Source organism: Arcanobacterium bovis, assembly GCF_004331995.1.
Taxonomy (GTDB): Bacteria; Actinomycetota; Actinomycetes; order Actinomycetales; family Actinomycetaceae; genus Arcanobacterium_A; species Arcanobacterium_A bovis.
Window position 1 is genome coordinate 84,442 of sequence record NZ_SJDT01000005.1, and the last position, 19,014, is coordinate 103,455.

The 19,014-nt window shown below is 51.4% G+C and carries 13 protein-coding genes and 1 tRNA gene; 5 read left to right on the plus strand and 9 right to left on the minus strand.

Going from position 1 to position 19,014, the window contains the following annotated elements; genetic code table 11:
• Window positions 1-6: 6 nt before the first annotated feature.
• From EZJ44_RS07020 to EZJ44_RS07030, 3 genes are read right to left on the minus strand one after another with little or no spacing between them, the layout of a single operon-like run.
• Window positions 7-1,458, minus strand: coding sequence for a protein phosphatase 2C domain-containing protein (locus EZJ44_RS07020; RefSeq protein ID WP_131281707.1), 1,452 nt, complete (start codon window positions 1,456-1,458; stop codon window positions 7-9).
• The gene (locus EZJ44_RS07025; RefSeq protein WP_131281709.1) at window positions 1,455-1,952 is read right to left on the minus strand and encodes an FHA domain-containing protein FhaB/FipA; all 498 of its coding nucleotides are present in this window, start codon (window positions 1,950-1,952) and stop codon (window positions 1,455-1,457) included. The genes EZJ44_RS07020 and EZJ44_RS07025 overlap by 4 nt, the downstream gene beginning before the upstream one ends.
• Window positions 1,949-2,647: an FhaA domain-containing protein gene (locus EZJ44_RS07030; RefSeq protein WP_131281711.1), complete on the minus strand. Its 699-nt coding sequence runs from the start codon at window positions 2,645-2,647 to the stop codon at window positions 1,949-1,951. The genes EZJ44_RS07025 and EZJ44_RS07030 overlap by 4 nt, the downstream gene beginning before the upstream one ends.
• Window positions 2,648-2,962: 315 nt before the next feature.
• Here EZJ44_RS07030 and EZJ44_RS07035 point away from each other — a divergent pair.
• Together EZJ44_RS07035 and EZJ44_RS07040 are read left to right on the plus strand one after the other, a co-directional pair.
• Window positions 2,963-3,049: transfer RNA gene (locus tag EZJ44_RS07035), tRNA-Leu, on the plus strand.
• A gap of 513 nt (window positions 3,050-3,562) precedes the next feature.
• Complete coding sequence (locus tag EZJ44_RS07040) at window positions 3,563-4,228, plus strand: hypothetical protein (RefSeq protein WP_131281713.1); 666 nt, start codon at window positions 3,563-3,565, stop codon at window positions 4,226-4,228.
• 184 nt (window positions 4,229-4,412) lie between these two features.
• On the opposite strand, the gene EZJ44_RS07045 is transcribed toward EZJ44_RS07040, so the two are convergent.
• The gene (locus EZJ44_RS07045; RefSeq protein ID WP_131281715.1) at window positions 4,413-4,865 is read right to left on the minus strand and encodes a GtrA family protein; all 453 of its coding nucleotides are present in this window, start codon (window positions 4,863-4,865) and stop codon (window positions 4,413-4,415) included.
• Window positions 4,862-6,463 (minus strand): xylulokinase, encoded by a 1,602-nt coding sequence (locus EZJ44_RS07050; RefSeq protein ID WP_131281717.1) that lies wholly within the window; start codon window positions 6,461-6,463, stop codon window positions 4,862-4,864. The genes EZJ44_RS07045 and EZJ44_RS07050 overlap by 4 nt, the downstream gene beginning before the upstream one ends.
• Window positions 6,464-6,595: 132 nt before the next feature.
• On the opposite strand from EZJ44_RS07050, the gene EZJ44_RS07055 reads away from it, so the two are divergent.
• Window positions 6,596-8,056: an aspartate aminotransferase family protein gene (locus EZJ44_RS07055; protein WP_131281719.1), complete on the plus strand. Its 1,461-nt coding sequence runs from the start codon at window positions 6,596-6,598 to the stop codon at window positions 8,054-8,056.
• Complete coding sequence (locus tag EZJ44_RS07060; protein WP_131281721.1) at window positions 8,053-9,045, plus strand: class II aldolase/adducin family protein; 993 nt, start codon at window positions 8,053-8,055, stop codon at window positions 9,043-9,045. The genes EZJ44_RS07055 and EZJ44_RS07060 overlap by 4 nt, the downstream gene beginning before the upstream one ends.
• A 168-nt stretch (window positions 9,046-9,213) precedes the next feature.
• On the opposite strand, the gene EZJ44_RS07065 is transcribed toward EZJ44_RS07060, so the two are convergent.
• Window positions 9,214-14,823 (minus strand): S8 family serine peptidase, encoded by a 5,610-nt coding sequence (locus EZJ44_RS07065; protein ID WP_131281723.1) that lies wholly within the window; start codon window positions 14,821-14,823, stop codon window positions 9,214-9,216.
• Window positions 14,824-15,089: 266 nt separating this feature from the next.
• On the opposite strand from EZJ44_RS07065, the gene nadE reads away from it, so the two are divergent.
• Window positions 15,090-15,911 (plus strand): ammonia-dependent NAD(+) synthetase, encoded by an 822-nt coding sequence (gene nadE / locus EZJ44_RS07070; RefSeq protein WP_131281725.1) that lies wholly within the window; start codon window positions 15,090-15,092, stop codon window positions 15,909-15,911.
• Between the two features lie 114 nt (window positions 15,912-16,025).
• On the opposite strand, the gene EZJ44_RS07075 is transcribed toward nadE, so the two are convergent.
• The 3 genes from EZJ44_RS07075 to EZJ44_RS07085 form a co-directional block, all read right to left on the minus strand.
• Window positions 16,026-16,970 carry a DUF808 domain-containing protein gene (locus EZJ44_RS07075; RefSeq protein ID WP_131281727.1) on the minus strand — a complete coding sequence of 315 codons (945 nt, stop codon included), beginning with the start codon at window positions 16,968-16,970 and terminating at the stop codon, window positions 16,026-16,028.
• A gap of 119 nt (window positions 16,971-17,089) precedes the next feature.
• The gene (locus EZJ44_RS07080; RefSeq protein ID WP_131281729.1) at window positions 17,090-17,200 is read right to left on the minus strand and encodes a methionine/alanine import family NSS transporter small subunit; all 111 of its coding nucleotides are present in this window, start codon (window positions 17,198-17,200) and stop codon (window positions 17,090-17,092) included.
• Window positions 17,201-17,236: 36 nt separating this feature from the next.
• Window positions 17,237-18,865: a sodium-dependent transporter gene (locus EZJ44_RS07085; RefSeq protein ID WP_131281731.1), complete on the minus strand. Its 1,629-nt coding sequence runs from the start codon at window positions 18,863-18,865 to the stop codon at window positions 17,237-17,239.
• Between the last annotated feature and the right edge of the window lie 149 nt (window positions 18,866-19,014).

The following is a 19,014-nucleotide window of genomic DNA, read 5'->3' on the forward strand; positions in this document are numbered from 1 at the left end:
TGTTCATCACTTTCCACCTGTTCCACCTGTGGAGGGCGACGCAGGACTTTGAGTGGTGCCAGAAGTGCTCGGTGAAGTGCCTGGCGCCGTACTTTGCGTGCCAGGTGCCGGTTGGTTCGTGCTAGGCGCGGAAGGATTCACCGAGGTCAAACCAGGTTGAGTCGGTGTTACTTGAGAAGTTCCGTTAGGGTTCAAAGGATTTGCTGGAGTGATTGGCGTGAGTTCTGTAGTAGCACGCTGTTCACTCAATGTGGCAACGAGTTCGCGAGCTTCGCTTAGGGAGGAGCGAGTAATCGGAGTTTCGAGGCGATGTTGCACCACTTCAGTGAGGTCTTTGATTCGTACGTCAGTGCGCTCTTCAAGCGAATGGAGCGAAATTGGGCCGATATCTTGGGGAATTCCCTTGTAGATGCCAATATTTTCGCCAGCGGGCGCCACGTAATATTGGCTTTGAGTCCAGGCGTATGCGGCCGTCAAAGCAATTCCAATAACCGCGAAGATTCCCATAACCACTGCGAGTCTCGCCAGTGGCGTGCGGCGTCGAGACGGTTCTTCGATAGGATCTTCTGCATCCTCAGCTGGAGGAATGAGCTGTGCAGCTTGCTCGGCTGCTGACATTTTCCCATCTGCTCGGGTGGGATGCGTCATTAGTTTGTTGGTAGTGGCTGGCTTGTTAGCAGCCGCACCCACGACGATCGCCCCGCGATCGCACTCACGCAGATCTTCGACGTCGGCAGTGGCATAAACGTCAGCGAGCACAACCGTGACGTTATCAGGCGCTCCACCTGCCAGGGCAAGTTCCACAAGCTGCTGGCCACATTCGTCGATGTTCGCACATTCGATCAAGGTCTGTGTAATCGTTTCCTTAGACACGACGCCGAAAAGGCCGTCCGAGCATAACAGCCACCGATCTCCTGGCACAGCTTCGCGCACTGATTCGTCGAATTCGAGATCGCCTGGGTTATCACCCAAAGCACGCATAATAACATTGCGCTTTGGATGGTTTTCTGCCTGTTCAGGAGTGATTTCCCCATGATCGACAAGGTATTGAACCAAGGTGTGATCGCGCGTGACCTGCGTGAGGACGCCGTCACGCAAAAGATAGGCGCGCGAATCGCCAATGTGCACCATCGCGAGCTTGTTGTTTGAGCGCAGCAAGCTGATGCAAGTAGTGCCAAGGCCAGCAAGTTGTGGATCCTCGGTTGCGCGCTGAATGAGTTCGTCATGTGCCCCAGCGAGGGCGCGACGCAAGGTTGGTAGCAGATCGTCAATGGGGTGAACGTCGTCGATCTGAGCCAAGTGCGCTACCGTAACGGAAGATGCCACGTCGCCGGCAGCCGCTCCGCCCATTCCATCGGCAAGCACCAGCAAATTTGGTGATGCGTAACCAGAATCTTGATTGTTTTTACGAACCAAACCGGTATCGGAGAAGGCGCTATAGCGCAGCTGAATCGTCATGAGCGAAGCTCCATCACAGTTTTGCCGATCGTGATTGGTGTGCCGATATTCAAGGGGATCGGCTGGTGAATGCGTTCTTGGCCAACCCACGTTCCGTTTGTGGAGTTGAGGTCCTCGACGTAGTAGTACCCGGCGTCGTAATATACGCGAGCGTGGCGCGACGAGGCGTAACCGTCGTCGAGCACAAGAGCGGAGTCGGGCGACCTACCGATGAGAAGCGTTTGTGTGCCGAGTGGAAGCGCAGTTCCGGCGAGCGGACCTTGCGTGACGACCAGTTTGAGCTGGGGGGCTGCGGCGTCTTTGGGAGGGGTTGTGCCCTTACCCTGAGTAGCCGACGACGCTTGCGCGCGTTGGTTGTTCTTTTTCTTCTGACGACGATCCGTCACCGTGGTTCCAAATACGTCATTACGTATCGTAATGAGCATAAATAGGATGAAAAGCCACAGAAGGAGAAGGAAACCGAAACGCAAAAGCGTGATAAATAACGTGCTCATTGAACCTCCGGCGAGGTCCAGAACATTATTTTTGTGCGCCCGATAGTGATTGTGTTGCCGTCGAGCAAAGTGGCGGCGCTGATTCGGTGGCCTTCGACGAAAGAGCCATTTGTGGTGTCGAGGTCTTTGGCGATTACACCGCCAGGCGTTATGCGGATTTCAAGATGTTTGCGTGAGACACCGGAGTCGTCCACAGTGATATCGCAGCTCGATCCGCGCCCGATAGTGGTTACTGCGCCGGTCAGCACGTATCTATCGGCACCAATTTCCAGAATTGGGTTTTGTGCTGAAGCGTCTGAGGTGGTGGCTGGGGCTACCGCGCCACGCTTTGATGTGCCACGAACGGAGATCTTCCCGCGGGTGAGATTTGGATCTTTGCTAAAACGAATGGTGATTGGGCCAAGGAAGGTGTAGCGCTGTTCTTGGGCGTGTTGCTTGGCGACGTCAATGAGTTCACTGATGAGTTCATCTTCGCCCCATTCAGCGATTTTCGAAAAATCGCTTGATGAGAGGCTTATGAGGAAGTCATTCGGCACGACGGTGCGGTCGCGAGTGATTGACGCGGCGCGATCGTCCATTGACTTTTTGATGCCCGAAGCGAGTTCAACTGGCTTGAGGTCTGAGTGAAAGGCGCGTGAAAACATATTATCTACTGCGTTCTCGACGCTGCGTTCGATCTTGTCGAAAGCACCCATCCGTAGCTCCAATCTATTTTTGCGCTTTGGTGTAGCAAGAAAATTGCGATACATAAAAGCATAGTCACTCAAAGGTTACTTTGTTTTTGGCTGTTGTGGTATCTAATTCCCCGCTTGGCGTGCATTCTGGTGTGGAGAATCACCTTGTAGGTTCGCTTTGTCTGCTTGGACATAGCATTGGTAGGAGTGTAAGCTGATCGTTGCTATATTGATTTGTTTAGCTTGATCTAGCTTGGTCTCGTTCGATCTTGTTTGACCGGGACGGCGAGACGTGCTGCGGATTGCAAGCAGATAGTGGCAAATCGGTCGGTACAAGCTCAAGTGGCGGAATAGGCAGACGCGCACGGTTCAGGTCCGTGTGCCCGCAAGGGCGTGGGGGTTCAACTCCCCCCTTGAGCACCACAGGTTAAGGAATCCCTGCATTGCAGGTGGGGTTATAGCCATTTTCCCAAACTTAAACTACTTTCCCGAACTTAGGCGATCTCTTATCCATCGCCTTATATGAGTTCGATGTTCAAAAAATCGCATGTGTTAGGGAAAGTTCTTCACGATGCTTGTTGAATTTGGGGTTTTTATAGCGGTTTATAACCTCGACCAAAGTCCCAGAATATTCTTGTGTTAGTGTCGATATTTTTGCATCCGTGATTTTTAGCTGGGGTTTTATCTTATTAAGAGAAGGTATCATGAAGATAAAAACCCCTCTGAGGTTGGCTGTTGAAGTTGTAGATCAATAGTGTAAAAAGTACAAAGTTTATGTTTCAACTACTTTGGGTGGTGTGTGGAACATTTGCAACGTAGCAATCGGGGAGTCTCGGGCTGGTCACACAAGATGATGCAGAGAGATTTAAGAGGACTGTTCTCGATGCGATTTGTTCACAACCACATCAGAAAATTAACACTCGGTTAGGAATAGCTATGACGGCAAAAATCTACAAAACACTCGCCACGATCGTTGGAATTGCCCTGATTTTGATTGGATCAGGTGCTGCATTTGGCGGAAAATTTGCACACTCTTTCGTGGCCGACCAGCTCGGTGCACAGAAAATTGAGATGCCACAAAAAGATGCTCTTGATGGGCAAGTTAAAGGTGGGCGCATTGCGCAGGAAGACGCCGATGCCCTCTATCCTTTTGCTGGTGAAATGATGACTACCGGCCCACAAGCACGCGCCTTTTCCGATCATTACATCGCTGCACACATGACGGCCGCTGCAAAAGCAGCCAAGATTCCAGACGACAAAGCCACATTTGAAGGAATTGGCGAAGTAGTCAATGAAGAAAAAGCAAAGCTTGGTAAAGAACTCAAGGCTGCGAACCCTGCTCTTGACGATAAAGCCCTCGATGCTGCTGTAGCAAAGGAAATTGCTAATAAAGCGACCACCAATGAAACAGCACAGAAGATTGCTAAGCTCAGCGATCTTCGTACCAACACTTTCTTGAATGGAAACTCGCTACGTGGAATGTTGCTCAATGCTTACGGCTGGTATTTGGTTGGCACAATTGCTCTCTATGCAGGAATTGTGTTGATCGTACTTGGTGCAGCGCTTGTTATTGGCGGTGTTGTGATCAAGCCTAAGAAGTAGTGCCTAATGTTGATCCGTCTAGCGCTGTCTTAGTGCTAGACGGATCAATGCACATGCTCAATACCAAAAGCGGTCAATGGCTACAAGTAGGCACATAACCACTAATACATGAGCTAAACAAGGTGGCGGGTGAAGCGTCTTTGCTTCACCCGCCACCGCATTGCTAGCGATGCCTAACTAAGCTTTACTTCGCAGAACCGAGATCGTCGTTGCTCTCGATTGGGGCTTGAGCATTGTTGTTCTTTACGGCTGAACCCTCCGAATTGCGGAATACAACGTACTTCCACCAGGTAAATTCGCCAACAAAGTTAATGAGCATCGTGATTACCTTGACCAAGTACTCGTGCCAGCCTGCATTCGTCAGTGCTTCAACCCACCATGCCGAAGCTGGAATGAACACTGCGTAGAACGCGGCTACTTTCAACATCGCGATGGGAATGTTGTTTGCAGACTTAAAGGTAAATTTACGGTTGATGGTGAAGTTGTACACCACGGATAAAATCAGGGAAAGAGCTTGCGCCCAACCAGCGCTCATCGGGGTGAATTCGATGAATATTGCGTAGCTGATTGCTTCAACAGCACCCGCGGTGAGAGATAGTAGTGTGAAGAGTACGGCCTGTTTGCCAGTCGAGTTCATTTTTTGCCTCCATTGAGCATTGCGAACGTCTTTTTGTTGTTTTTGTAAAGTGAGATAAAAGCTGCGAAATTGTGATCGTACACAGCGCGGTTATCAGGATTGGGAGTGTAGCGATGGGTGGGTTTAATGAGCTGTGCAGCTGCGTTCACACTGTTGTAAGCGCCAAGACCGCACGCGGTAACGATTGCAGCACCGACCGAGCCCACGTTTTGAGGATCGTCAACGATTTCGACGGTTCGCCCAAGCACGTCCGCCAAGATCTGACAGGTTGTTGGCGATAAAGCTCCGCCTCCAACGAAACGAACCGCCTTCGACGTCTTCACCTTCTTTTCCTGTGTTTCGACGAACCAACGCAAGTGGTAACACACGCCTTCAATAACCGCGCGGATCATGTCACGCTTGCCGGTTTCAATGCCGAGGTTGAAGAACATGCCGCGCGCATTTGGATCCTCAAATGGGCAGCGATTCCCGTGCAGCCATGGCGTGAAAATTACTCCGTTACTTCCCGGTGGTGAAGTTTCAATCACCTTGGACATGTACTCGTATAGTGAGGTGTTTTGAGCTTCTGGATCGGAGGTGATGTCCTTTTTCTCCAGATAGATATTAATTTCGTCCAAGGCTAGATGATCGCGGACCCATTGGAAACACTTTCCGGCGGTTTCCAGTTCCGCGAAATAGTTGTAATAACCGTGCTGAGCTCCGGTCACTGATGCGATCATTGCACTGAGATCCACCTTCTGTTTGTTGGTCACAGTGCCCACCCATCCGGAAGTTCCCCAGTAGATATGGGTGTCGTTCAAGTTCGCGGCACCAGCACCAACTGGAATCAGCGAGGAATCGCCGCCGCCCGCGATCACTTTGACGCCTTCGCGCAGGCCAAGTTCTTCCGCTTGTTTCGCGCGCAAGGGGCCGACGACGGTGGTGGAAGCCACGATTTCAGGCAAGTGATCCATGTTTACGTTGAACAGCTTGCAAACTGGTTTGGACCACTGTGGGGTTTTGGCGTGGACATCGAGGAGCAGAGCAGCGAACGCAGAGTCCTCGCTCATAATGAAACGCCCGGTCATGCGTCCAATAAGGTATTCTTTGACGTCAACCCAGCGGTGAACTTTGGCAAATATTTCTGGCTCATTGTCGCGCACCCAGTGGTACTTCCAAACAGGATCTTTAACCGAGGCGGACACTGCGCCAGTGTGCCGCAGGCTAACGAGGAGTTTGCGGGCATTGAGGCCGGCAATCTGAACACCATGAGCAATACCTTCTCGGCGCTGCTTCTCGGCACGCTGATCCATATAGCTCATTGATGGGCGCAGGGCGTTTCCGTCTTCGTCTACCAAAACCACCGATTGCATTTGGGAGCAGAAGCTGATTCCTTCTACTTGATCGAGTTGATCTGGGTAGGTTTTTCGAAGCTCTTGGGTGGACTCGCACAGCGCTTCCCACCACTGCTCAGGATCTTGTTCGGCACCGCCGTCGGGATAGATATGAAGATCGTATTCGCGTAGAGAACTTCCTACTGTGGTGAGACTTTGGTCTTCGAGCAGGTAAAGGCAAGTTTTTACTCCACTCGTGCCAATATCATAAGAAAGTATGTACATAGTGCTCCTCAACATCTTTGTTAAGTGATAGATATTTTCCAAAATCTATCTAGGATTTAGAGTATCGTTAAAACTGTGTTCGCGGTAACATAAAAGAGGAAGTTACCCAAACAACTCGATGAGGAGTCACCAATGTCGATGAACGAACCAAGCGTGCGCAGTATCGTACAGCAACTCGACAACCTGATTCAGCAGCCGATTTATTCGATCAGCCCATCAGCATTAAAGAACTATGAAGAAGAGTATTTCGGAAAGAAATGCAAAAAGAGCAAAGAAATGATTGATGCTGCCCGCGAAGTCATTCCTGGCGGAGTACAGCACAACTTGGCTTTCAACCACCCATTCCCACTCGCTTTCGATAAAGCCTCTGGTGCAATCTTGCGCGACGTGGACGGAAACGAGTACTTCGACTTCCTGCAAGCAGGTGGTCCAACAGTGTTGGGATCCAATCCGGAAAGTATTCGCACGAAGGTGATTGACCTTCTCAACACCTGTGGCCCATCAACAGGTCTGTTCCACGAGTACGAAGCCAAACTGGCTGGCCTTATCTGCGAGCTCATCCCAAATGTGGATATGTTCCGTATGCTCGGATCAGGCACCGAAGCTGATATGGCCGCGATCCGTGTAGCCCGCCTAGCCACTGGAAACAAGCACGTTCTAAAGATGGGTGGCGCATACCATGGCTGGTCAGACTCCCTTGCCTACGGTATTCGTATCCCAGGTTCGAAGTTCACCCAGGCACACGGCGTCCCGCTCACCTACTTCCGTTACACTGACGAATTCTTCCCAGGCTCACTTGAAGATTTGGAGCGCAAGCTTAAGGCGAAGAAGTTCCGTGGTGGCACAGCAGCCGTGCTCATCGAACCAATCGGACCGGAATCAGGAACTCGCCCAATCGACAAAGAATTCTTGCTCGGCGCGCAGGAACTCGCTCACCGTTACGGCGCTTTGTTGATTTTCGACGAAGTGGTTACTGCATTCCGTATTTCCGAGCATGGCGCACAAGGGTACTTCGGAGTTGAGCCAGACCTGACCGTATTTGGAAAGGTCATCGCAGGTGGATATCCAGGTGCCGGCGGCCTTGGCGGCAAGAAGGAGTACATGAAGTACCTAGCTGCCGGTATCCAAACTGGCGACAAGGTCAAGAAAGCACTCATTGGTGGAACGATGGCTGCTACGCCGCTGTCTTCGCTCGCTGGCTACTACACTTTGAAAGAAATCGCAGAGACAGGTGCTTGCCAAAAGGCCGCAGCAATGGGTGATCGTCTCACGCTTGGTTTGCAAGAATTGATTCGCAAGCACAACCTGCCATTTGTTGCTTTCAACCAAGAATCGGTGTGCCACCTCGAAACGGTTGGAACGATGCATTTCGCGATCAACTGGAAGAAGCCATGGACGATTCCAAACGTTTTGAAAGAAACTGGAAAGCGCAAGAAGGAAATGGAGCACATGGGTGCTGCATACATGGCCGAAGGATTGGTGACGCTCGCTGGGTCGCGTTTGTACACCTCAGCGGCATACACCGAAGAGATGATTGACGAAGCTCTGCGTCGTTTTGATCGGGTCTTTGCGCATGTTGAGGTTCTGCCATGAGCTACGATATCCAAAACAATATCATCGCTACCTCGCAGAAGCTGCTTGAAAAGCGGCTAGTGGCGCGTACGTGGGGCAACTTGTCGCAGCGTATTGACGGGGGAACGTTTTACTGCACCCCGTCTGGGCGTAATTACACGGATCTTGTTCCAGAGGAAATGATTAAGGTGCGTTTGGACGGTAGTTACGACGGCGATCTCAAACCAACCACCGAACGCTCACTTCACGCTCTGATCTATTCCGAGCGTCCAGATGCTCAGTTTATTATTCACACTCATCAGCCCTATGCTTCGGCGATGTCGTTGGGTAATAAGCCGTACCCACTTCCTGCCGACTTGGCACAGAAGATTGGTAGCGACTCATTGCCGATTGCTAACTATGGTCTTCCTGGGCAGAAGAAACTTCATAACGCCATTATGGAAGTGCTTCGCAATACGGGAGCTCATGCGATTTTGATGAAAGCGCATGGAATGATCGTATTTGGCCGCAGTGCAGACGAAGCTCTACAGCTTGCGCTGGACGTGGAAGAGTTTTGCCGGGCGGAGTTTGCCAAGCGCACATCGTTAGTTCCTGACGAAACGCTTGTTCCAAAGATGTGGAAGCGTAACGATTCGGGTATTCCAGCAGAAGCTGCGCATATTTTCGCCAAGCGCGACGACGTTGAGGTGATCTACGCCGATGAGGATCCGGTTGCTCTCAACTTCAAAGACAAGCTCGTGCCGTACTTGGATGATTTCGCGCAGCTCGTTGGATTGCGTATGACTGACACCCCGTTCGCCAATGCGGTATTTGGGGCAGGAACTGTTTACTACCTCGGCAAAGATGCTTCTGACGCTGAGGCTGTGCGCATGGTTGTACACAAGAATGCGCTCGCGGCAACGATGGCTCGCAGCTTTGCGGCAAAGCCGATTGCTTTCTTTGATCGAATCTTGATGAATGCGGTTTATCGACTCAAATATTCGAAACTGAAGGATAAGAAGTCGGCATAACGTGAGTTAAATAAGGCTTACACGATATGGAATCGTGTTAAGGCACTGGATTTTCATTGGGATACACATAGGTTCGGGTGGGAATGATATCATTCCCACCCGAACCTTCTAGTTGTTACCGCACAATTAGCTGTGCAGTTTTAGCAGTGCACACCCGCTGATTGGGTTTTATACCGTGAAACCGTAGTAGCGCTGTTCGATGAGTTCCCCGCCGGAGGTGAATACGTCGAAACGAACGGTGTAGTTTCCTGGTTTCAAGTACCATTTTTGCCACTGAACCGTGGACGATGAGATCCATTGTCCTGTGCTGTGGTCATATATGGAAGTCTTGAAGGTAGCCTTCGGGTTGTATGACGACACTCCGGTGAGTGTATAGCCGCTTTGTGTAGCAACGTAGGTGCCACTGATGTCCAACAAGTGTGGATATGCAAACGCGATGGTTTTGTCGCCAATATAGGCTTTCGTCACCTTATTTCGCGCTTCAACTCGGAGCCAGTAGGAACCGCTTGCTGCTCTCCAGCTTGCCCAGTTGCTGACATTCCAATCTTGTAGAACTTTCCAAGTGCCTGTTTGAGTGTTGTAGCTCAAGAACTTGTACTCAATCTGATCGGTGCTAACTGATGGAGCAGCACCAACGGCCATATCCTCTTCACGTTGAATCCATAACAGCGAGAACGTTGTGCCGGACAAATCACCTTTGAGCTTTGGATAAGCGAAGGCAATCGTCTTATCGCTTACGCTCGCCTTGGTCACCTTGTGTCGTGCCTCAACATGTAACCAATACGTACCGCTATCGGCGGTCCATCCTGCCCAGTTTGCCGTGCTCCAGTCTTGGAACACCGTCCATTTGTTGGTGGACAGGTTGTAAGAGAGGAACCGGTATTCAAGCTGATCAGTACTTGGCGATGGTGAGACGCCCACAGCCATATCGTAGGTGCGCTCCATCCACAACAGCGAAAGTGTGGTGGGTGGAAGCGGCGGAGTGGTTGCATTCAAAGTCAAGGTGATCGACTTCGTCGTTTGCACTCCGAACTGGTTCGTCGTCGTGATGACGACGGTTTGTGTTCCGTTCGTGAGCGACGAGAGTGATGTCGCCGTAACCTTAGCATTTGGATCGATACCTGAGGTGTCCGTCGTCAACGAGGCCTTGTAGTTCGACGCAATTGTGGCGTAGAGCTTAGCTTGATCGGCGAGCTGATCAGTGGTGATATCCATCGTCAGCGTATCAGGCCCGAGCAAGGTATAGCCGAGGTTGACGGCGTAAGGGAAGTCCTGCGAAACAGTATTGCCCGCGACGTCGGTTCCCGTCACCGTTATCTTGTGGTAGCCGGCCGTTTGTGCTGACGCTACCACTGCCTGTTGAAGAGTGGTCTCGGTTGAAGTCGCGGCGGTATTTACTGGCGCACTACTTCCTTGTACCAAAATTGATTCAACAGGATTGGTGGTTTGTGAGAACTGAGTGGATTGTGTTCCGATTTGTGCTCCATCAAGGTAAACCTTGATATTGGCCAAATATGGGTCGTTGACGGTTGCCGTCACCGGCGTATCCTTATTGATTTGTGATCCTGCGGTCAAGCCGGTCAAGCTCAAACCCGGTGCAGTTTTATCCACCACTACTGGAATGAGTCCCGACAGAGCATTGCCCATCTGATCTGCGAAAGCAACAAGAAGTTGATCGCCTTGCTGTACCGGCAAGGTCTGATCAAAGGTACGCTGGTTCGATGCAGGTCCGATTCCGCCGTACTCAAATACTTCCTTGGCGGAAATATCGTTAAGCAGCAGCTTGTAGCCCCAACCATCATCGGACGCTGATCCGCGCATGACTACCGAATCTTGATTCGTAATCAAGGTGCCGTGGTAAAGCTTAGGATCAGAGAATTTCACGCTTGGCGGCGTTACGTCGAATAGGAACGACGACGCAAAATCGCTGTGTACAGCGCCGGTGGAATCGTAAACCTTCACTCGGAAATCGTTAAAACCAGTGATTAAATTCAATTTGACAGTGAATGTTCCATCAGCAGCAGTGGTTACGTTGATCGGAGTGTTCGATGTATAGGCTCCGCTGCTGATAGCGCGATCTCCTGGTTGGAAGCTGATGCTCTTAGCATCGCCAAGTGTGCCACGAACCGTGAATCCTTGAGTAGTGGTATCTGACGATACAGGAGGAACCAAGCAGGTTATAAGCCCGTTACAGCTAGCATTTGTGACTGTTGGCTCCACGAATGTGGCTGTTGGGCTCACAGTTGGCACTGCCAGCGTAGCAAGTGTGTTGTTCGCTTGATCGGAAGCGCTGATCGCCAAGGAATTGAGCGAGGTAGCGTCCTTGATCGTGAAGCTAAAGGTTCCGTCGTCGGCAACTGTTACGTTTTGACCGTTGATGTTCAGCGACAACTTTGCGCCGTTACGTGAATCAGTGACGGTACCTGTGAGCGTTGCCGAACCGTCGTCGGCAATCAGAAGCTTGCCATCGGAGGTAAGGGATTTCGAATCGAACTCAACCTTCGGTGCCGAAGAATCGTAGATTGGCGCCAAATTAATCGCGTCGCCAGCTTGGGCATCACCGACGTATGCGCGCACCGACAGCTCATTCACGCCTTCCGATAGTGGGACCATCACTGAGAAGGTGCCATTTTTCGGCGTCACTTCTTGGTCATTGACCATGACCTTGGAAATATCGTCATTCACAACACCGCGAATCTCAACGCTGCCGTCGTGCACCAACGGATTTGAAGGTCCGATGACCGACGATGTAAGCAAATCGGCACTTGCCACCAGCACCGATGCGCCGGATATAAGTTTCGAGCTCACAGTCGAGTTGAGGGCTCGATCATAAGCATAGGCGAAAATTTGTGTTGAACCGTCAGTCGGTAGGGAAATCGAATAGGTATTCGTGCCGGTTGGTGTCACTGTCAAGCTAGCGCCATTGGACGACTTTGCAGTTGGTGCCTGCAAAATGCCAGAACCAGTATCGCCAACTGTCACACTCACTTGTCCGTTAACAACAGAGCCAAAGGAAATGGTGGGCTGAGTGGTATCGATGCCGAACGAGAAATCTTTGTTTTGCCAATCGAAATTTGTACCAACTCTCGCTTTAACACGGTAAGTGTAGCGACCGTCTGGAAGATTCTTGTAAGCTACTGCCTGCGGATCCCAAGTATTTCCATCGAAGTTACCTGAGGCGGCAGCGTAACGAGAAGACGTGCCCAGACGCGTCACTTGACTCAATATCTGACGTCGCAAAGAAACTTCTTCACCTACCGTGGTGATGAATTGAGATTTGGATGAATCCCAGATTTCGTAGCGTGCTTCCGTTGCATTTCGTAGCAAGAATAGAACCGGAGTGACGTAGTCGAAGTTTCCGTCGCCGTTCGGGGAAAGCCAGTACTCATAGGAGCGCGACGACGCCGCGACCGGTACATAGCTTCCCTGGTACTGGAGCCCGAGGAAGCTCTCGTAGCCGAGTTTGGAACCGTCGTCGATAATATTTTCTGCGTTCCAGTTTCCAACGAAACCGAGATATGGAACTGCGATATCTGGCGCGTCAGCCGTCGTAGACTTAAATTGTGCCCAGCCTTCAATGAAGTGCGACGAACCAGTATTTGGGGCCAACGTGAAGGTTACGCTCGCTGTGGAGCCTGGTTGTACGGTTACAGTTTGTGCGCTCGGCGTCAAGGTTTCAGACGAGAGCGTGGTTACTGTGTACTGCTGCGCTGCGTTCGTCTCATTGAGCACTTTTTGTGCTGGTAGTGAGTACGAAACAGCGTTACTTCCCTGATTGCTGAGTGTAACGGTAAAGGTACGCGATGAATTAACTTCGTGGAGCGACACGTATGGCAAACCGTTTACAGTGGCGAACACGTTGTTCTTCAACGCGAGGTCAATACGCGCAAGACCTGCACCAACTTGGCGTGGTGCGAATGGCTTTTGTTGTGCATCAACCGGGATTTGCGCAGTATTCATGAGCGCAACTTTGACGTTATCTACCTTCGCGGTGCCGGTGAGCGAAGGGAATCGCTGAGCGAAGTTCTGGAGGAGGAGCGCCGAAGTGCCAGCCACATTTGGGGTAGCCATCGACGTGCCAGATTTATAACCATAACGGTTGCCATTGAGGGTGGAGTTCACACCGCCACCGATGCCGGAAATCTGTGGTGCGAAGTCCAAATTTGGCGTCGGCCCCCATGAGCTGAACGACGACGGTTGAAGCGTGGTCGGAATGCTCTTGGTGGACTCCGAAGTGAATCGAATATTGACTGTCTTGCCAGCTTGGAGAGCTGTACGGATTGATAAGGCATCGGCACGATGAATCGAGGTGCCTGGAATTGTGAACGATTCAATGCCGGACATCGCCACGAAATCCTCGCCGTACGTTGCCGAGTTAAAGATAACAATGCCAGCTGCCTTGTGATCGATTGCAGCTTGATACTTCTCTGCAAAAGTCGTGGTGCCACGCTCAACGAGCGCGTATTTGCCAGTGAGATCAGTGATTCCGAGGGTGGTGTAGTCTTCGGTACGCCCAAGGTTCACATTAACTAGCTCGTGGTTAGCGCCGTCTGGCGTGCCCGTTGCCTGCACGTAAGATAGCGATTTATCAGTGCCGTCGTTCCAGTAGCCGGTGTAGGTAACAACTGGGGCGTTGTCGATTGATCCGACGGCGAAAGCATCGGTAAACACTGCCGGCGTTCCCGCTGTTGCGTCGTCGTAGTAGCCGATTTTATCGTCTGTTTGCCCAGTTGGAGAGAAGTTGAGACCTTCGTTTCCAGCAGCTACCAGCGTAATTACGCCAGCATTACGAGCTGCGGCGATAGCGCGGAATGTTCCGTCAGAGGTGTTATTTGCCCCGTTGGGTACGCCGAGCGACATATTAATGACATCTGCCTTGAGCTTCACCGAATCTTCGATGGCGGCAATAATATCCGAATCACTTGCTCCGCCACCGCGATTAGAAAAGACTTTCATGGCGAGTAGCTGCGCATTTGGTGCAATACCGTCGAGACGTCCTGGAGGAGCTGGAGCATCGCCAACTCCGCCGTTGGCACCAATGATTCCAGCTACGTGCTGCCCGTGCTCTGAGCCAGTGGTGTCTATGATCGTGTAGTTCTCGTCAGCGTAGTTATAACCTGCTGGAACTTTGCAGGTAAAACCCTTTGAGGTGTCGTAAGTTTGGATTTTTGAGGCGGCGCATTTGCCGTCGTCAAGACGAATATCTTGATGTTTGGTGTCGATTCCCGTGTCGATAACTGACACAACCATACCGGTACCATCCACGCCAGCGGCAGTGAAAGCTGCCGATGCGCCTTCCAGTTCGCGAGCGTTAGTCTCGGTTGGGTAGTAGACGCGCTCAATCTTGACTGATTCCACGCGCGAATCGGTTGCAAGGCGAGCAATATTGGCAGAAGGCATCGTTGCCGAGAATCCGTTGACCAAGTACCCAAACTGGCGATCAACGGTGATGCCATATTTGCTTTGCCAGTCGCTGAGCATAGTGTTTTGGGTATTGAGATTGTTTTTCTCAGCGGTAGACGACGGTGTGCTTGGTTGTTGCTTGAGGATAACCATCACCTTGACAGAGTCATGGGCGAGGTTCTCAATCCCGCCCAGCTCTTTAAGTGAGGGTGGTGTGGGACTAGGTGGTTCCACACTTTGTGGTGCAGTCGCGACCGTCTGTTGTTTTACTGTGGAAGGAGCTGCCGAGGCGTTGGTCGCCACCGCGGCTTGACCAGAAATAAATAATAAAGCCGCAGCAAGCGTAGCTGTGGATAGTTGAAGTCGGGAACGCATATTACCCCCAAAGTAGTTAAAAGTTAAATCATTACGTATGGGGAGATATTCCAAAACAATATTATGATGCGCCTTGGGGGTACCTCGTTATACGGGAGAAACTCTTAAATTCCCTAATTTTCGATAACTCTCTCAGTCTCGCACATTCTCAATAAGTCGTCTATGGACAATTGATGAATATGCTGTGAACATAATTACTTAAAACCGCTGGTGGTAGCTATGTCTTCTATTTTCCGTAACTAAGCTCTCAGAGTAGGCTACATACTATGCGAGAACTACAGCGAGAAATTATTGCCGAGCTTGGCGTGCAGCCAAGCATCGATCCTGCCTCTGAAGTGGAAAAACGTGTGGATTTCCTCGTCAATTACTGCCTGGCTACGAAAACAAAGGGATTTGTACTGGGCATTTCTGGGGGAGTCGATTCGAGCCTTGGTGGGCGTCTTGCCCAGCTCGCTGTGGAACGCTTACGCGAACAAGGGCACGAGGCTACGTTTGTGGCTGTCCGTCTTCCGTATCGGATTCAAGTAGACGAAGACGACGCTCAGGCAGCTTTGCGTTTCATTCAGCCTGATCGAGTGGTCACCTTCAATATTGGTGACGCAGTTGATGCCTTTGAACAGGAATACGATCGCTCCGTGGCCATGCAAATGAGTGATTTCACCAAGGGAAATACCAAAGCGCGCCTTCGAATGGTGGCGCAATATGCGATTGCTGGCGATGAGCACCTCTTGGTTATTGGCACTGATCATGCGGCGGAGGCTGTAACGGGTTTTTATACGAAGTATGGCGACGGCGGTGCAGATCTCACCCCCCTCTCTGGTTTGAACAAACGGCAGGTAAGATCGCTAGTTTCGTATCTCGGCGGAGAGGAATCAGTCGCGATGAAAGTTCCCACTGCCGATTTGCTCGACAAAAATCCGGGTCGAGCCGATGAGGATGAGCTCGGCCTTCGCTACGCAGATATTGACGACTATCTTGAAGGGCAAGACGTTAACGAATCCGCTGCTCAAAAGATCGAAACGATGTTTTTACGCACCCGCCACAAGCGCACAATGCCAGTGACGCCTTGGGAAACGTGGTGGAAGTAAAGCAACGCTGTTGCGCTTTATCGTTTGATCGTGGACACAAGATCACTACCACTAGCTAGAGTGCTGTGCTTCTGTGCCATTTTGCCGCACTGGCTTCAGATCGCTATGCCTTGTTTAGTTTGCTGCGTTCGATTTCCGCTGGTGAAGTGCCATAATTGGCATCGCAAACACTGATCCCCACAGGAAACCAAAGAGCATCGAGAGAACTGTGTTGGTGGTCCATGCCAAAAAGCCGCCGATACCGGCGATGCCGCTCAGTGCGTGCGAAACGTTGTGTACGGCGTCGTAAATTGGCGACCACCCCAGATCGGCGAGACCTTGAATGAAAAGGTGACCACCCACCCACATCATCGCCAGCGTACCCACTACCGAAATGAACTCCATGACTTTGGGCATCGCACGCACAAGACCAGCGCCGATGCGTTTCCCGACGGTGGTGGTGCGTTTTCGTGTCATGAGGCTGATGCCAACGTCGTCCATCTTCACAAGCACGGCTACTGCGCCGTAGACGCCAGCGGTGATCACAAAAGCGGTGATGATGAGCGCGCCGAGGATTAGCCCGAAAGATTTGTCTTTGACCTCGTTGAGCGCAATCACAATAATCTCAGCAGAGAGAATGAAATCGGTGCGCACTGCGCCGCGAATCACCGTTTTTTCGGCGTCTTTACCCTGGTCGACGGCAGGTTTTTCCTCATGGTTTCCGCGTGATGTGAAGTGCTCAATAACTTTCTCGGTGCCCTCGAAACAAAGGTAGGTGCCGCCGAGCATGAGCAGTGGGGTGAGTAGCCACGGAGTCCACTGATTCATAGCCAGTGCGAGGCAGATGATGATCAACTTATTGAGGATCGAGCCTTGGGAGATACGCCAAATGATTGGAAGTTCGCGTTTGGGCGACAATCCCCGCACGTACTGCGGGGTTACTGCGGCGTCGTCAACCACAACTCCCACCGCTTTGACTGAGGCTTTACCTGCGGCAGCAGCGACGTCGTCCACGCTCGCGGCAGCAAGTTTCGCAATTGCTGCGACGTCGTCGAGAAGAGCGGCGAGACCACCAGCCATGAGGAAACCTCCGAGAAATATAGCGCCGAAACGGTAATGCAGAGTTTAGTCTACCGGTTTCAACTCGATATTATCTCGGAGGTCTCAACTACCTTGGATTGAATCAGATAGTTGTAGCTTTACTCAGAGTCATCCATTGGATGAGTGGTGAGGTATGCGATGGAGGCAATCAGCCCGCCCCATACAGTGCCGATGGAGACCACCATCATGACGATTGCAGAAGTTCCCATGTCTTTTCCTTATCTGCTTGAAGTGAGTTGTATGTTCTATTGCTTCGTAGAGGCTGACGACGACGCCGAAGCTTCGGTTGCCGTGGCACCAACAGGAGAATCGTTGTAACCGCCTGCAGCTTCGATGCCATGGAAGGTCATCGGATCGAAATCGTCCACCGGCGTCTTCCAACGGAGCAAGCTGAAAATCACCGAGGCTGCAATAGTGCCCACAATCATTGCCCAGCCAAACGTGGCGTTGAACCACACTGGGTATCCGCCATAAGGCTCTTTGATGAGCTCAATGACGGTAGCCACCAAAATCACCGACAGCACAGCTGGCACGAGCACTGCAACCATCGCGTACCACCAAGGTCCAAGTTTCAACATCGAGTTGTAGTTCAGGTGCGCACGCAACAAAGGCAGACGACGAAGCACGAATGACACAACAACGCATGCAACGATAGCTGCGCCGATAATTCCCAGCTCATTGATGTATTTATCCACGACATCGAGGGCGTTGAGCCCATCGGTAGTAGAGAAGATAAATACCGAGGCGACGCCGGAAACGCCCGTGATCCACATGGTTGCGGAGCGCCGAGAGATACCGAACTTTTCCTGGAAGGCTGCCGAAGTTACCTGTAGCAAGGAAACGAGCGAGGTGAATCCAGCAATTGTGAGCGAAAGGAAGAATACGATTCCAAACAGTGGACCGCCCGGCATCATAGAGATCACGGCTGGGAAAGTCACGAAGGAGAGGATTGGTCCGCTCAAACCTTGGAGCTCATTTACTGGGACACCTTGCTGAGCAGCCATGAAACCTAGAGTGGCGAACACGCCGATTCCCGCGAGGATCTCGAACGAAGAATTGGCAAAGCCGGTGACCAGCGCAGTTGGCACGATATTGGATTTGGCTTTGAGATAGCTCGAATAGGTGAGCATAATTCCGAAGCCAACTGAGAGAGAGAAGAAGATTTGTGAATACGCGGCAATCCATACGCCAGGATCAGACAAAGCCGACCAATTCGGCGTAAAGAAAGCATTGAGTCCGTCAAGGGCGCCTTGCAAGAAGAGGGCGCGAATTACGAGAGCTGCGAAAATTACTACGAGGAAGGGAATGAAGAATCGGTTGATACGTTCGATTCCGCGCGTCACTCCCAGAGCCATGACGATGAACGCGGCGATCCATACGAGCGCGAGCGGAATGAAGATTCCCACCACGATATCGGCATTTACGCCAGGCTCTCCCACTTTGAGGAAGTCTTTGAGGAAGAAGGAGGTGGTGTCGTCGGCCCATGCGAGGTTGGTGGAGAACATAACGTAACGCACTGCCCAGGCGAGAATGACGGCGTAATACGACGTGATTACCACGCAAATCATCACGTGGAACCAACCTACCGATTCCCAAGCCTTGCCGAGACGTCGGAATACGGTAGGTGACGATCCGTGATAGCGGTGGCCGAGGGCGTAGTCGAGGAGGAGAATCGGAATGCCTGCGGTGAGAAGCGCTACGATGTACGGAACGAGAAATGCGCCTCCACCATTGGTGTAAGCCACACCTGGGAAGCGCCAAATATTGCCAAGACCGATTGCTGAACCGATTGCGGACATGATAAATCCGAATTGGCCCGACCATTCTTCACGATGACCGTGATGTTTTGAGTGTTGCTTTGCTGCAGCAGACATGATTCCTCCGTGAACTATTTTCCGGATTTACAAGCTACACGGGTGTATCACATTGAGGAATATGTGTCCATTATGTGGAGATGGGGTGATTTGACCTGCGGTTTTAAGGATTCAGTGAAAACACATTGAATGAAATCAGCCGTTGAAAA

Coding starts and splice junctions, on each gene's coding strand:
- EZJ44_RS07020 (WP_131281707.1), bottom strand. CDS start 1,458: ATGACGATTCAGCTGCGCTATAGCGCCTTCTCCGATACCGGTTTGGTT.
- EZJ44_RS07025 (WP_131281709.1), bottom strand. CDS start 1,952: ATGAGCACGTTATTTATCACGCTTTTGCGTTTCGGTTTCCTTCTCCTT.
- EZJ44_RS07030 (WP_131281711.1), bottom strand. CDS start 2,647: ATGGGTGCTTTCGACAAGATCGAACGCAGCGTCGAGAACGCAGTAGAT.
- EZJ44_RS07040 (WP_131281713.1), top strand. CDS start 3,563: ATGACGGCAAAAATCTACAAAACACTCGCCACGATCGTTGGAATTGCC.
- EZJ44_RS07045 (WP_131281715.1), bottom strand. CDS start 4,865: ATGAACTCGACTGGCAAACAGGCCGTACTCTTCACACTACTATCTCTC.
- EZJ44_RS07050 (WP_131281717.1), bottom strand. CDS start 6,463: ATGTACATACTTTCTTATGATATTGGCACGAGTGGAGTAAAAACTTGC.
- EZJ44_RS07055 (WP_131281719.1), top strand. CDS start 6,596: ATGTCGATGAACGAACCAAGCGTGCGCAGTATCGTACAGCAACTCGAC.
- EZJ44_RS07060 (WP_131281721.1), top strand. CDS start 8,053: ATGAGCTACGATATCCAAAACAATATCATCGCTACCTCGCAGAAGCTG.
- EZJ44_RS07065 (WP_131281723.1), bottom strand. CDS start 14,823: ATGCGTTCCCGACTTCAACTATCCACAGCTACGCTTGCTGCGGCTTTA.
- nadE (WP_131281725.1), top strand. CDS start 15,090: ATGCGAGAACTACAGCGAGAAATTATTGCCGAGCTTGGCGTGCAGCCA.
- EZJ44_RS07075 (WP_131281727.1), bottom strand. CDS start 16,970: ATGGCTGGTGGTCTCGCCGCTCTTCTCGACGACGTCGCAGCAATTGCG.
- EZJ44_RS07080 (WP_131281729.1), bottom strand. CDS start 17,200: ATGGGAACTTCTGCAATCGTCATGATGGTGGTCTCCATCGGCACTGTA.
- EZJ44_RS07085 (WP_131281731.1), bottom strand. CDS start 18,865: ATGTCTGCTGCAGCAAAGCAACACTCAAAACATCACGGTCATCGTGAA.